Annotated in this window: 16 protein-coding genes and 1 pseudogene; 2 read left to right on the plus strand and 15 right to left on the minus strand. The window is 42.1% G+C overall.

Features of this window, described 5'->3' with window-relative positions; genetic code table 11:
- Positions 1-238: 238 nt before the first annotated feature.
- The 4 genes and pseudogenes from AC4E8A_RS13440 to AC4E8A_RS13455 form a co-directional block, all read right to left on the minus strand.
- A pseudogene (locus tag AC4E8A_RS13440) lies at positions 239-475 on the minus strand (hypothetical protein); the annotation flags it as partial.
- Between the two features lie 454 nt (positions 476-929).
- The gene (locus AC4E8A_RS13445) at positions 930-1,382 is read right to left on the minus strand and encodes an SRPBCC family protein (protein WP_490193654.1); all 453 of its coding nucleotides are present in this window, start codon (positions 1,380-1,382) and stop codon (positions 930-932) included.
- Positions 1,383-1,733: 351 nt separating this feature from the next.
- Positions 1,734-2,168 (minus strand): peptidylprolyl isomerase, encoded by a 435-nt coding sequence (locus AC4E8A_RS13450; RefSeq protein WP_490193655.1) that lies wholly within the window; start codon positions 2,166-2,168, stop codon positions 1,734-1,736.
- 113 nt (positions 2,169-2,281) lie between these two features.
- Positions 2,282-3,292 carry an ion channel gene (locus AC4E8A_RS13455; protein WP_490198869.1) on the minus strand — a complete coding sequence of 337 codons (1,011 nt, stop codon included), beginning with the start codon at positions 3,290-3,292 and terminating at the stop codon, positions 2,282-2,284.
- 498 nt (positions 3,293-3,790) lie between these two features.
- Here AC4E8A_RS13455 and AC4E8A_RS13460 point away from each other — a divergent pair, with 498 nt between their 5' ends.
- The gene (locus AC4E8A_RS13460; RefSeq protein ID WP_490193656.1) at positions 3,791-4,714 is read left to right on the plus strand and encodes a 3'-5' exonuclease; all 924 of its coding nucleotides are present in this window, start codon (positions 3,791-3,793) and stop codon (positions 4,712-4,714) included.
- 24 nt (positions 4,715-4,738) lie between these two features.
- Here AC4E8A_RS13460 and AC4E8A_RS13465 read toward each other — a convergent pair whose 3' ends face one another.
- The 8 genes from AC4E8A_RS13465 to AC4E8A_RS13500 form a co-directional block, all read right to left on the minus strand.
- Positions 4,739-4,981: a hypothetical protein gene (locus tag AC4E8A_RS13465; RefSeq protein WP_490193657.1), complete on the minus strand. Its 243-nt coding sequence runs from the start codon at positions 4,979-4,981 to the stop codon at positions 4,739-4,741.
- Positions 4,982-5,029: 48 nt separating this feature from the next.
- On the minus strand, positions 5,030-5,380 hold the full coding sequence (locus AC4E8A_RS13470; RefSeq protein ID WP_490193658.1) for a SpoIIAA family protein: 351 nt from the start codon (positions 5,378-5,380) through the stop codon (positions 5,030-5,032).
- Between the two features lie 74 nt (positions 5,381-5,454).
- A complete protein-coding gene (locus tag AC4E8A_RS13475) occupies positions 5,455-5,859 on the minus strand; it encodes a nuclear transport factor 2 family protein (protein WP_490193659.1) in 405 nt (134 codons plus the stop codon).
- 17 nt (positions 5,860-5,876) lie between these two features.
- Positions 5,877-6,452, minus strand: coding sequence for a hypothetical protein (locus tag AC4E8A_RS13480; protein ID WP_490193660.1), 576 nt, complete (start codon positions 6,450-6,452; stop codon positions 5,877-5,879).
- Positions 6,453-7,424: 972 nt separating this feature from the next.
- Complete coding sequence (locus AC4E8A_RS13485; protein ID WP_490193661.1) at positions 7,425-8,336, minus strand: nuclease-related domain-containing protein; 912 nt, start codon at positions 8,334-8,336, stop codon at positions 7,425-7,427.
- 333 nt (positions 8,337-8,669) lie between these two features.
- Positions 8,670-9,224 carry a histidine phosphatase family protein gene (locus tag AC4E8A_RS13490; RefSeq protein ID WP_490193662.1) on the minus strand — a complete coding sequence of 185 codons (555 nt, stop codon included), beginning with the start codon at positions 9,222-9,224 and terminating at the stop codon, positions 8,670-8,672.
- 14 nt (positions 9,225-9,238) lie between these two features.
- Positions 9,239-9,655, minus strand: a complete 417-nt coding sequence (gene fosB / locus AC4E8A_RS13495; protein WP_490193663.1) for a metallothiol transferase FosB — start codon at positions 9,653-9,655, stop codon at positions 9,239-9,241.
- A gap of 111 nt (positions 9,656-9,766) precedes the next feature.
- Positions 9,767-9,955 carry a hypothetical protein gene (locus AC4E8A_RS13500; protein WP_490193664.1) on the minus strand — a complete coding sequence of 63 codons (189 nt, stop codon included), beginning with the start codon at positions 9,953-9,955 and terminating at the stop codon, positions 9,767-9,769.
- A gap of 189 nt (positions 9,956-10,144) precedes the next feature.
- Here AC4E8A_RS13500 and AC4E8A_RS13505 point away from each other — a divergent pair, with 189 nt between their 5' ends.
- Complete coding sequence (locus AC4E8A_RS13505) at positions 10,145-10,984, plus strand: hypothetical protein (RefSeq protein WP_490193665.1); 840 nt, start codon at positions 10,145-10,147, stop codon at positions 10,982-10,984.
- Here AC4E8A_RS13505 and AC4E8A_RS13510 read toward each other — a convergent pair.
- Genes AC4E8A_RS13510 through AC4E8A_RS13520 form a run of 3 tightly spaced genes read right to left on the minus strand, consistent with a single transcriptional unit; the run spans position 10,926 to position 12,011 of the window.
- Complete coding sequence (locus AC4E8A_RS13510; RefSeq protein WP_490193666.1) at positions 10,926-11,354, minus strand: NUDIX hydrolase; 429 nt, start codon at positions 11,352-11,354, stop codon at positions 10,926-10,928. The genes AC4E8A_RS13505 and AC4E8A_RS13510 overlap by 59 nt on opposite strands.
- Positions 11,351-11,542: a hypothetical protein gene (locus tag AC4E8A_RS13515; RefSeq protein ID WP_490193667.1), complete on the minus strand. Its 192-nt coding sequence runs from the start codon at positions 11,540-11,542 to the stop codon at positions 11,351-11,353. The genes AC4E8A_RS13510 and AC4E8A_RS13515 overlap by 4 nt, the downstream gene beginning before the upstream one ends.
- A complete protein-coding gene (locus tag AC4E8A_RS13520) occupies positions 11,517-12,011 on the minus strand; it encodes a GNAT family N-acetyltransferase (RefSeq protein ID WP_490198870.1) in 495 nt (164 codons plus the stop codon). Before AC4E8A_RS13520 ends, AC4E8A_RS13515 begins: the two co-directional genes overlap by 26 nt.
- Positions 12,012-12,106 lie beyond the last annotated feature (95 nt).

The raw sequence follows: 12,106 nt of genomic DNA on the forward strand, positions 1-12,106 counted from the left end.
ATTTCAACTAATATCCTGGTAAATCGTCGTCAAAACCGCGGTGAGCAGGAAAGAAAAGAGCTGCCCGTTCTTTTTCGAGAGTAAAACCCTATGAATACAGGGGAAGAATCCGGCACTTGGGATTTTTCAGAAAGCAACAATATAAGCGAAAACAGCTTAATTAATAAAGAAAAAGCCGACTCTTCTCTCTAAAAAGGAGGGAGAGTCGGCTTTTATCGTGAATGATTTTCAGAAACTAATATTAGAACATACGGATAGGGATATTCCCATTCCGTCCCTTATCATGCCAATACTTATCTTTTTACTGTCCGAAAATCAAGGAAACGTCAATCAAATCATTCATTCTGGGTAACATATTATCTTGGGGAACGACGATATCATATAGCCCTGTATACTTACTGAACATCATTGTTTGTTGTTGTTGAATCCCTGGCCTCCCCACTTTTATTGATAGTTCTAATATAAGGTAAGGCATTATTAGCGGATAGTTTTCTTTTTTCTTAATGTTGATTGGAGTGGAAGGTACATGATCTCCTCCGGGACTAGCGGGACTCGTCTAGGTCCAGCGGCCAACGACTAGTGATTTCAGGCTCCTTCCTTGCGAATCCAGTTCCAAATCCCAGCTGCTAGCGTACTTCCCGGCTCCTCCTTGCGATAAGTCATCATCGAATCGCTCCACTCTTCGTGATTCCTTTATCTCATGCAGGAGCCCTCCAACCCGTACGTCGTTGAACGGCCGCTTCCACATTTAGTAGGTGAGACCCCGCGGAGTCGTGCACCTGGAACGGAAATCAACACTTTTTCGTGGAACCTGAAGTGAAAAAGGCAGATCGCTCCTTGACGTAAGCGATTCTGCCTTTAAAATTATTGTTGGTCTTTTTCAGTACCCTCTTAGTTATGAAGGGATCTTTTTATCGAGAGTTACATTGTTATCGGGACGCATAGATCCCTTCAACTTTGTAAGCAACAGCCTCGGTCAGCTCGGTTGTCATTTCAGGCAGTACCGAGTTTAAAAGTGGATTGATCATTTTCGCCAGCGGACCGTCCGCATTGATTTCAAGGTATCCTGTCATGCTGCATGTATTGGTCCCTGCATATTCGGCTGCAAAATAGCCATGTCCGTTAAACTTTTCATTGATTCCGTTCAAATTGAATTTCACCTTGGAAGGCTCCTGCCACTCAATGATTTCCACTTTTAAATGAACCTTCTTCTTCATGAATCCCAAATCCGTCTTGAACTTCCACGTTGATTCTCTTTCGCTTATGATGTCATGGTCGATATAACCGGGCACTAACGGCGCCCAAATGTCCATGTCACTTACAAACTTCCAAAGCTCCTCCCTCGAAGCTTCCACCTGCATTTTATGAAGTGCTGCCGGCATCCTATCTCCTCCCAGATGTCTTCTCTTCTTCTATATAAGATATTAAAAAAAGGTGAAGTTATGACAGGAAGGATTGCTTCCGTTCATTTGGCGGGGGCTGAATGACATTCGGAATAAGGGATATGGTAGTTCAGGTATTTTGAGGTTCAATCATTAGTGACACACCTCATTCCTTTGTGATTTACAGCCCAACCTCTGCCAATCACAAACCTTTTTGCAGGTGCATTCCCCCATGATTGTCAGCAGTGGAAAAGCTGTTTTCTACTCTTTCTACAAAAACCTCTGATCTAAAAACAATAAAAGCCAACAAAAAAGAGAACTGGAAATAAATCCAGTTCCCCAGATCAGAAATTAGTCTTCAATGACCACTTTCTGCATAACATCACCATTACGCAAGCTTCTTGCTGTTTCAAGACCAGATGTCACTTTACCGAATACAGTGTGGACCCCGTTCAAATGAGGCTGAGGCTCATGAACGATGAAGAATTGGCTTCCGCCTGTATCTTTACCCGCATGTGCCATAGAAAGAGATCCCGCTTCATGCTTATGAGGATTGCCTTCCGTTTCACAAGGGATTGTGTAACCTGGACCGCCAGTACCATTTCCCGTCGGGCACCCGCCTTGGCTGACGAATCCTGGAATGACACGGTGGAATGTAAGACCATCGTAGAATCCTTCTTTTGCTAATTTAGCAAAGTTTTCAACTGTACCTGGTGCTTCATTCGGGAACAGGTCAAATTCAACTTTTTCGCCGTTCTCAAATTGTATGTATCCTTTTTTAGCCATTTTGTTAACACTCCTATTCATTAGAAATCATTTAATATCATACCATGTTTTTCTTCATAAGAAAAAGATTGTGAAAGAATTAGTGGAAAAACAGCTCCAAAACACCGAAGCGTTCATCCACCATGAGAGTCATGCTTTTCATTGCTCGGCCAATACCATGCATCCGCTTCTACCAATCCAAGCAGTTTCTCTCTTCTTTTAACAAGATCGGATAAGACAATGTTAAACTCCTGAGAAGATTTCACAGGCAGTCCCATTACCCGTAACGGATCTAAATCCATAGGCGGAGGGGTACTCGGTGCGGATTGAAAGAAAACCTTATGAAGCGTATCAAGGTAGTCCTCCACACTGGACCGGGCCTCTTGTATCCATACCTGGTTAGGCTTGTATTCTTCTTCCACCCCATATTCATAAACTGTGAGTGCTTCATCAAATATAGCAACAGCGACTGCCGAAGACTGCTCCTTGTCCTGAGTATGATAGTAATGAAGGATCGGATACGCTTTATGCTGCTGTGTTAATCCAGTCAACTGGGAAGAAAGATCTTTTAAAAACAAATCAATATTATTGAAACTGCTGCCATCCCAGCTTCGCTTAACAATCAAAACCCAGTCCATTCCCTGGCCGGTAATGCTTTTGGCAAACGTGCGTTTTTGCACGACACCGCTGACAACAGATACAACATAGGATACCGACAGTGTGATAAACAGCATTCCGCTTCCTGTTGCAATTGTAGTAAAGAGCTGCCATATTCCCTTTTTGGGGATATAGTCGCCAATCCCCAATGTAAACAAGGTAAACCCGACAAAATAGATCCTTTCTGTCCATGAGGCAATTGGTGTCTTATTTTGCGAAAGGAGAATCGAGCCCGCATCTGCCGTAAATACGAGTGTCCATCCTATCCACAAAAATAGTATCCACATGACCAGTGTCAATGATAGAATAAGCGGGCCCGCAAGCCTGAGTACTTTAGAATTATCCCTGCTTATTTTTCTTAATAGATACCAGCATGCCTTTCCCAGCCGTCTGGAAAGAAGGCCGCCCCCGCCGTCCACCCAGATGCTCGTCCACAAAATATCAATAGCGACAAGGATTAAAACCAGTATCCCAGAAATTAGATACATCTCATTCACGTGAAAACTTCCTTTCAATAAACCTTCGACCTTTTTATCACATTCTTTTAGTAAGAATTGCGGCTGTTTTAATTGAATGGATTTCCGCTTCAGCCGCACGTCTCCGCATGGCGGGCGTTGAGCCTCAGCCTCCTACGTATAAGGGAAGAAGGATTAAATGCATTCAAAAGCGACTTACCTTTAGAAAAGAGCCTTCTTTAAAAGTACCCTCCAGCTTATGGAGACAAACATTTTCTGGAAAGGAGCAAATCTCCCTTCATGGGTTTAAATTTCTGTGTCAGGGTATACTAAAGTAAGGCTCCTCCCGAATTCTATTCGCTTGTTGCGGGACACTTAACCACTGTACGGATCGGGAGGGGCCTTCACTTTTACATACGACATAAGTAAAGCATGCAGTCCAAATGGATGCATGCCTTTTTGGTATGAATTACCGGTTCCCAAAGCCCTGGTCTCCCTTTATACTGTCAAGTTGGAGAAAGGAGAATGACCATGGCCGATTTGAAGCAGTTTATTTTCTTTGATTTTGAAATGAAATGTGACGATAGAGGCATGGCTTACGAAGATATGGAAGCCATTCGTTTAGGCGCTGTAAAATACGACCTGGACACACAGCAAATCTCTTATTTCGACCGGTACATCCAGCCGGAGACGCCTTGGCCGTTAAGTAATTTCTGCAAAGAACTTACAGGCATAACGGATGAAGACCTGAAAATAGCAGACTTGTTTCCGAACATTTTTAAAGAATTTCTATACTGGATAGGCGGCGTGAAAAAGTCGCGCTTCTTCTCTTGGTCCAAAAGTGACATGTCAAGGCTGAAGATGGACAGTGAACGTCATGGCCTTCCTGCTGTCACAATGGAGAAAATTGAAAGCCGTTATGTTGACTTTCAGGAAACATTCACCAGACATGTGTCCAAAGACCACCTCTCAGTTGAAAATGCACTAGGTATCTATGGTGTGGAATTTAAAGGTGATGCCCATAATCCTATGTATGACGCCTATAATACACTTCAAATTTTTCTGAATTATTACAGCCAGCCGCTGATTTCTGATAGGGAAATGGCAAAAGCATTTATCTTTTCCGGGGAAGAAGTTGATGCTGATGACGTCAATGAAAAAATCAGCCTGGCCATAATCAATGACTTTATGCTGCTGACAGAAAACCTTCATTTTGCCTTCCGTTTACAGGACGCGAAGAAACTTCTGAAAAGAACAGGAAAAACGGTCAGGAAATATGACAATGTTTTACTGAACCGGTCTGGGATTTTCACGGAAGACATCCAGCAGCTTGTGAAAGACTTAATTTCATTTCATGAAAATCTGCAAGATTCCTATCAGGAACATTTTGCCTGTTCTTCCCGCGTGATGATCATTGACGATCATTCCTTACGTTTGATGAACCTTATGAAGTGAAGCATGCAGCTTCCTTCTACATAATCATGCCCTTTGTCTGACGAGGAGCACCATCATCATCCCGAAAAGGCCGATGACCCCTACTAATGCACCCGTTAAGGCAAACGGCAAGCTGTCCCATCCGCCAAAGAAGACAGCGGAAAAGAGGGCAAACACTCCCCCTGCTAATGCTATCACATAAAATACAGCAAATCTCTTTGAACTTTTAACATTCTTGCTCAATGCCAATGTGACAATCAAAAGCAATATACTTCCAATGACCAGCATTTTAACCCTCCTTCATAAGAAAAGGAATGGAGAAAAATCTCCACCCCGTTATTGAACCCATGTCACCGCATCTGTCCGGTGATCCTTATCAAAATGTTTCACTTCAACATTCGGCATCATATCTTCCATTTTTGCACCCATTTCAACCAGCTTCTTGTCACTGACCACCGCTACTTTCTTGAATTCATGCATGTGGTCTTTACCGAACATGAAATCTTCTTTTAATGCCTTCAAAGAAAAATCCATATCGTTCACAACAAGCAGCAGATTCATCTCTTCATTTGGTGTTTTCTTTTCATGAAAAGCTTCTTCAAATTGCTGCATGTCCTCTTTCGAATAGTCTCCATTCACTTCTACTTCCATAAGGTCTGTGCGTCCACTCGGAATAATGTTAATCATATTCATTCCTCCTTATTTAATGTCTCATTTTGTTTATACCCGGTTTGGCCAGTGGGTTAAACTATAAAAACATATCAAGGAGCTGCGGTTACATTGTCCACACTTACCCCTGCTTCAACATAACTTCTGGATAACCTCCAGCCTTCCTCCGTCTGCTTGAATGTATCAAAGAATAGATTTGCCGTACTTATAGGATTTCCCTCAATAATCAGGGAAGCAGAAATAACCGCCATTGCCTCGTCCTTTCTTAACGGCATCGTCGAAATCGTCTTCAACACCCACTCGGATCCGCTTTCCTTCACAAAGTGAAACCCTTGCTTCCAGCCTTCGACAGACTCCCCATAGCCGAAGTCGATAATCTTCCCTTCTGACGTAATTTCCCGTGCCTGATAGTCCTTGGAAATCATACTTGAAAGTTTTTCGAGATTCGAGTTAGACCACGAATCAAGGAATTGATGTAAGAATGTTTGAAAGTTCATATTTTCTCCTCTCGTTTTTAAATCTTAGAAACTACACTGAAGAATGATAAAAGAATAATGGCAACTGCCAGTCCGATTCCGGCTAATACTGCCATAATCGTAGTTTTCACTGCATAGCCCTTTAATTCTGCCGGAGCAGAGGAACGGTCAACTCTTCGTATATGCATGATCGAACTAAAGTTAATGATTAGGATGGTAAAAACAAAAATCATACTAAAATCTAAAGCTGAAACACTCAACGGCTGTGGTCGTGACGGCGGCTGATTAAACGCAATAAAAAACATTGCCGCAGCTACCAGCAGATTAATAATCGCGGCAACCCGCTGCTGCTTTTTCCACTCGTTGCCCATTTTCTGCTTCTCATATTGGATAATCTCGTCCATGATCGGAATCAGGGTTCTGGTGCTATTCCATCTAAAAAGCCCCACTCCTGTTTGCAACAAGAGGAAAATAGGAATGATTGTAAAGAGCGACTTAAAAGATATCCCGCTGGTGTTTATAATGATAAAGAAAACCGTGAAACCCGAAAGGCTTAGCCCGTTTAAAAGCAAGAGCTGCTTGATTCTCAGTTTCTTAAGGGTAGAATAATCCATCCCCCGTCCTCCTTTTGAATGATTAGGTAAATTATAACAAAAATGGCAGAAGTGTTGGAGGGTGAATCGAAATCGGCTAGTCTTATTGAGCCTCCATGTGTCGCCCTAACGGTTACATTCGCTCTCTTTTAGGGACATGAAGCTTCTATGAGACACGCTAACTGCTACAATGGCTCTCTTTTTGGTCTTATAAAGCCTCCATGTGTCACCCTAACGGTCACATTCGCTCTCTTTTGGGTCACATGGAGCTTCTATGTGTCATCCTAACTGCTACAATGGCTCTCTTTTCGTCTTATGAAGCCTCCATGTGTCACCCTAACTGCTACAACGGCTCTCTTTTTGGTCTCATGGAGCTTCTATGTGTCGCCCTAACTGCTACAGTCGCTCTCTTTTTGGTCACATGGAGCTTCTATGTGTCACCCTAACTGCTACAATGGCTCTCTTTTCGTCTTATGAAGCCTCCATGAGACATCCTAACGGTTACATTCGCTCTCTTTTTGGTCACATGGAGCTTCTATGTGTCACCCTAACTGCTACAATGGCTCTCTTTTCGTCTTATGAAGCCTCCATGAGACACCCTAACTGCTAAAACGGCTCTCTTTTTGGTCTCATGGAGCTTCTATGTGTCACCCTAACTGCTACAATGGCTCTCTTTTTGGTCTCATGGAGCTTCTATGTGTCACCCTAACTGCTAAAATGGCTCTCTTTTTGGTCTCATGAAGCCTCCATGTGACACCCTAACCGCTACAATGACTCTCTTTTTGATCTCATCGAGCCTCCATGTGACACCCTAACGGTTACATTCGCTCTCTTTTTGGTCACATGGAGCTTCTATGTGTCACCCTAACTGCTACAATGGCTCTCTTTTTGATCTCATCGAGCCTCCATGTGACACCCTAACCGCTACATTCATTCTCTTTTTGGTCTAATAATAACTCGTTATGAATTTCCATCAGCCGTTAAACATGTTTTTTAAATATAATAGGAATATTTTCCATGGCCAACCCTTTTAAAATTTTTACAAAGGACCCTTGTAATGGTTCTCTTACTTCCAATGATTTCACAAAATTCAAAAATGGTATTAGCCTTTACCTTTAACTCGGGAAACAATAATTTAAATTCTTCAATTGTACGTAATATCGCATTTTGACACTTTTCTCTATTACCACACGCCGTACAAGTCAAAGTAGAATGATTCAGGAATTGATTAAAATCCCCACACTCATTACAGATAATCCCTTTCCGAAGTTCCTCAAAACTGTACTCCGGAATTCGTGAATGTTCAGACTCTTCTTTATGAAGGGATAAAAGTTTCTCTGCAAGCCTTATTTCAGGTTTGCTTATATTTAAGGAACGGTTTTGAATTCTTCTGATGAAACGGTTAAGTTGTGCAGGATAAACGATTGAGTTAGTTTTGCCTGGAGGGTTATCGAGGTGGAATTCAGGATTGATAAAGAGGAGGTAAGACTCGACGGGATAGCGGAACCCGATGTGCTCGGTGACCTGTCTGAGTAACGATTCGGCCCTGGCCATCTGGAGGCGTGGATTTTTTATTTCTTTTCCGCTGGGGGCACGCCATTTCTCCTGGTCGATTAAGAAATCACCCTCGAAGTATTTTACCTCGAACAAGTAAATTTTCCTGCCTGAGATTCCTAAGGAGTCGATTTGAAACTCACTTCCCTGGTGCTCCAGCAGCAAGTCATTCAGAAACACCATGTCTCCATCAACAGCGGGAATCACAAGTTTGTCAAACAGCACCTCTCCTTCATATCCTTTTTCAGCAGAAAGGTATGTGTATTTACCCTGCTCGCTCAAATTAGCCCTGGCATTCAGTGACCGCAGAACTCCTAATTCTTGTGATTCACTTCTACTTTTTATTATCACGTACATCACTCCTTTCCTGTACCATTTTATCCCAATATAGCATTTAAGCCAATAAAAAAAATCCAGCTTCGGCTTACCGTAAAAAAAGAGAAGCACGAACTTAACCAATAAAGAAGGACGAATCTGTAAACTTAAATAGTCAGTCCAACAGGAATCAAACAAAGGAGTCAACTCACTCCCGGTCTTATACAACCGGTTTTAACATTCTTCGTTACTCTAGGCTGAATAATTTCCGAACTAAAGCCGCATGCTGTTATGTCTTCTCCCCACCTGTCATTATCCGATACATTACACATAAAAAAGCTGCACCCCAGTACGAATGCAGCTTCTCGCTCAATCCACTATTCTTTCAGCACCTGCGAACTGTTTTCCCTGAAAACTCAGACAATAAATATCCGGCATCTCCAACTGTTCCCAAAAAGAAAAATCAAACCTCTCATCGAAATAATTCATGATCAGCACCATGATATTCCCATGGGTCCCGATGACGACATTCTGTCCTTCGTACTCTTCAAGGACCTTCATCAGTTCCGAGACCCCTCTTTCCTGGGCAGCGAGATTGGATTCTCCGCCTTCCCAAGAAAACTGCCAATCTTCCCATACTTTCCTGATGGCCAGGTCAAAATCTTTGGCGGGTTCACTTGTTAATTTACGTTCCCTGAATCCCTCCGCCAATCCGATCTCTCGTCCAAAATGATCGGCAGCTCCCTGAATCGTTTGGACGGCACGTAAATAGGGACTTGAAAGAAATACATCGATGTTTTCCTTTGATAGAGCTTCTGTTAACTTAGCTGCGTCCAAAAACCCTTTTTCTGAAAGGGGCCTCCCCCATTCATCGGCCGTATAGGTTGAATGCGCATGCCTTACAAAATATACTTTGGTTTTCAACAAGCATCCTCCTTTCAATCAAAAAAATCCATATGCTTTTTTTCATCGTGATAATAATTCATTCTGTCCTGTAATGTCCCGGTATGGAATTCAAACTTATATCCATCGGGATCGGTAAAATAAATTGACTTCCTATCTTCTACATTGCGATCCCTTCCAGGCAAAATGCGGACGCCAAAACGAACCAGCTTTTCATAAACAATCTCATAGTCTCCTTCATCAATGGAAAAAGCAATATGAGTATAAGATTCATCTCTTCTCTCTACATCCCTCTCTTCATTCAAAGCCAGCCACATACCATTCAAATCAAAGTAAGCTGTCTTCTTCCCCTTCACAAGAAGCTTTGCATCAAACACCTCCTGATAGAATGGGATGGATCTATCCAAGTTACTTACTGAAAATAGAAAATGGTTGAGTCCTTTTATGGCCATTTTATCACCTTCTCCATTAATCCATACTCTCATCGTTTCTTGCATTCACCAGATGGGAAGATTTCCAAACCGGTTACCCGTAAAGCTGAATTTAGTTTAAGTAAAGTTGGTTTAAAGCTCTCGCCCAAAAGATTGATTACTTTGAATCATTTTGTTTTTCTTTAAGGCTGTTTTCGCATAGATTGTTGCTCTCGGGAAAATCCCTAAAGCCGGATTTTTCCCCTGCATATTAAGTTTTTCGCCCTGAACGAATAGAAAAGCTCTTTTCTCTCTTGCTAAACAGGTTTTTTTTTCATTCAATCCTCCACTATCTTTCGGAATGATTATCAGATAGCAATAAAGGTTACGAAAAGAGCCTTCTTTAAAGATCCCTTCGTTTAGAAAATGAAAAACTCATGACTATTTCACTAGGGTAGTTCATAAAGGATTCATATTCTCCTTCAAAGTACACATACTACTAAAAACTCTTATCTAGTCAGGTGGCATAAGATGGGAAAAGGACGATTAAACAGAAATTCCATATATTTTTTACTATTGGCCATTGTTCATCTGACACTGCTGGCAGCTGCTCTGCTCAAGAAAAAGGAGCGGATTACCTGGGTGTTGCTGTTAACGAATATAGGGCTTGCTTATCTTTTCGAGTATGTAATCCTGAATTGTCTTCAGGCTTATTCATATAAACCTTCTGTATTCAAAACCAGGTATTTGGATAATATTTTTGGAGCCATTTTGTCCCAGGCGGTCTATGTGCCCATAACCGCAGTGTTCATTACCATATATAAAGGAGATTGGAAGTGGAAAGCCTGCTTCGGCCTTTATTTTTTTATGATTGAAAAGTGGTTCTCCAAGTTGGGGCTTTATAAAGTAAACTGGTGGAAATCTTACTATACTCCGCTATTTTTAATGGTCAACTTCTTCTTAAGTGATGGGGTCTATCACCTTTTAAAAGAGAAAAAGAAATGGGCTCTTGCGTTTTCGTACTATTTGTCACTGGTGGTCTCAGGTATTTCCCTGCTGTACTGCACCGCCGCAAGCAGGAAGTTACGCTTTGGTTTCAGCAGGTATCATAGCTGGAAAGAACATTTCATCATAGCCCCATTATACAGCATATGTTTATCACTCGTTGGGGTCCTGCTGTCGTTTAAAGACCATGTCATCTATCGTTTGCTGTTTCTCCTTGGATGCATGCTCATTGACTTCACTCTTATAAAAATCGGTTTGCTGAAAATGAAGACAAGGCAGATGCTTGGGAACATACCGTTTCATATCTTTATGATTTCCCTTTCAAGGGTGCTGCATAAAGCGATTTACAGGTGGGGAGCAAGCTGATCTTTTGTGCTGCTTCTGCTGGGCGGATATCAAGTTCAGAAAATTTCTCCACGGGAACCCATATCGGCTCATAGGTTCCTCGAGAGGAATCGTTGAACTCTTCAGCCATTCCGCTTCCAACCTCCCCCTCTAGAATGTCGGCAGCGAAGAAGTACTGATATCCTTTGAAATGGACTTCTGCTAAGCATTCATTTATCCGGACCCTTATTCCAAGCTCCTCTAGCGCTTCCCTGTAGGCAGCCTGTTCCGGTGTCTCACCAGGTTCGATCCCTCCCCCTGGGAAAACATAGTACTCCTCACCATTTCTGATCCTTTTGATCATGACTGCCTCTCCATTTTTGATAATCACGACCGCCCCTCTGTTTCTCATTTCTTTTCTTCCAATTCTTCCAGCAGGCGGTCTATCTTTGCTTCCATCCTGTCCAATCTGTTTCTCCTTTTCTTTATGACGGTGAACAATATGAGAATGCAAACGGCCGGGATACCCAGCAATAGAATAAACATAAACAATTGAAATAGGATATCTCCGCCGTTAAATCCTGCGTGCAATACATACATTTTCATTCCCCTTTGAATCAAATTCCATTTTAATGAATTCATATGTACTTCCATTGGTATCCTGCATGAAGGTTTCAATAGTTGTAAACCCTGCTCTTTCGTATACTTTGATGGCACGTTCATTGAAAGCCGCTACAGATAGTGTAAAATGAACTGCTTGGTACTCAGCAGCTGCGAACTCCATTCCTTGCAGCAAAAATGCCAATCCCTGCCCATTTCCTGTTAACTGAGGTTTCATTCCAAGGCCGATATCAACTGTCCCGGTGTCAGTACATTGAAAGCAGAAATATCCGATAACTTCATCCTGTCGTTCTACCATATAATACCCTTTCCTGTCTGGCTGAAGGAATTCCTCAAGGTCCTCCTCATCGGCCGTCATATCATAAAAAGAGTACTTCCCCTCATATTTCCAGTCGAATGCTATTTCCTCTGCGATTTCATTCGTCATTGGCGAAAATTTATACATGATATATCCCCTCTTTCCTAAGTACTTTTCATACTGACCTTCATTGGCAGTTACCTCCGGAGGGAATGAGGTAACTCCAGAATCCCCTTCTTTTTCTA

The organism is Bacillus sp. SRL337 (assembly GCF_984799155.1).

Coding starts and splice junctions, on each gene's coding strand:
- AC4E8A_RS13445 (WP_490193654.1), bottom strand. CDS start 1,382: ATGCCGGCAGCACTTCATAAAATGCAGGTGGAAGCTTCGAGGGAGGAG.
- AC4E8A_RS13450 (WP_490193655.1), bottom strand. CDS start 2,168: ATGGCTAAAAAAGGATACATACAATTTGAGAACGGCGAAAAAGTTGAA.
- AC4E8A_RS13455 (WP_490198869.1), bottom strand. CDS start 3,292: ATGTATCTAATTTCTGGGATACTGGTTTTAATCCTTGTCGCTATTGAT.
- AC4E8A_RS13460 (WP_490193656.1), top strand. CDS start 3,791: ATGGCCGATTTGAAGCAGTTTATTTTCTTTGATTTTGAAATGAAATGT.
- AC4E8A_RS13465 (WP_490193657.1), bottom strand. CDS start 4,981: ATGCTGGTCATTGGAAGTATATTGCTTTTGATTGTCACATTGGCATTG.
- AC4E8A_RS13470 (WP_490193658.1), bottom strand. CDS start 5,380: ATGATTAACATTATTCCGAGTGGACGCACAGACCTTATGGAAGTAGAA.
- AC4E8A_RS13475 (WP_490193659.1), bottom strand. CDS start 5,859: ATGAACTTTCAAACATTCTTACATCAATTCCTTGATTCGTGGTCTAAC.
- AC4E8A_RS13480 (WP_490193660.1), bottom strand. CDS start 6,452: ATGGATTATTCTACCCTTAAGAAACTGAGAATCAAGCAGCTCTTGCTT.
- fosB (WP_490193663.1), bottom strand. CDS start 9,655: ATGGCCATAAAAGGACTCAACCATTTTCTATTTTCAGTAAGTAACTTG.
- AC4E8A_RS13505 (WP_490193665.1), top strand. CDS start 10,145: ATGGGAAAAGGACGATTAAACAGAAATTCCATATATTTTTTACTATTG.
- AC4E8A_RS13510 (WP_490193666.1), bottom strand. CDS start 11,354: ATGAGAAACAGAGGGGCGGTCGTGATTATCAAAAATGGAGAGGCAGTC.
- AC4E8A_RS13515 (WP_490193667.1), bottom strand. CDS start 11,542: ATGTATGTATTGCACGCAGGATTTAACGGCGGAGATATCCTATTTCAA.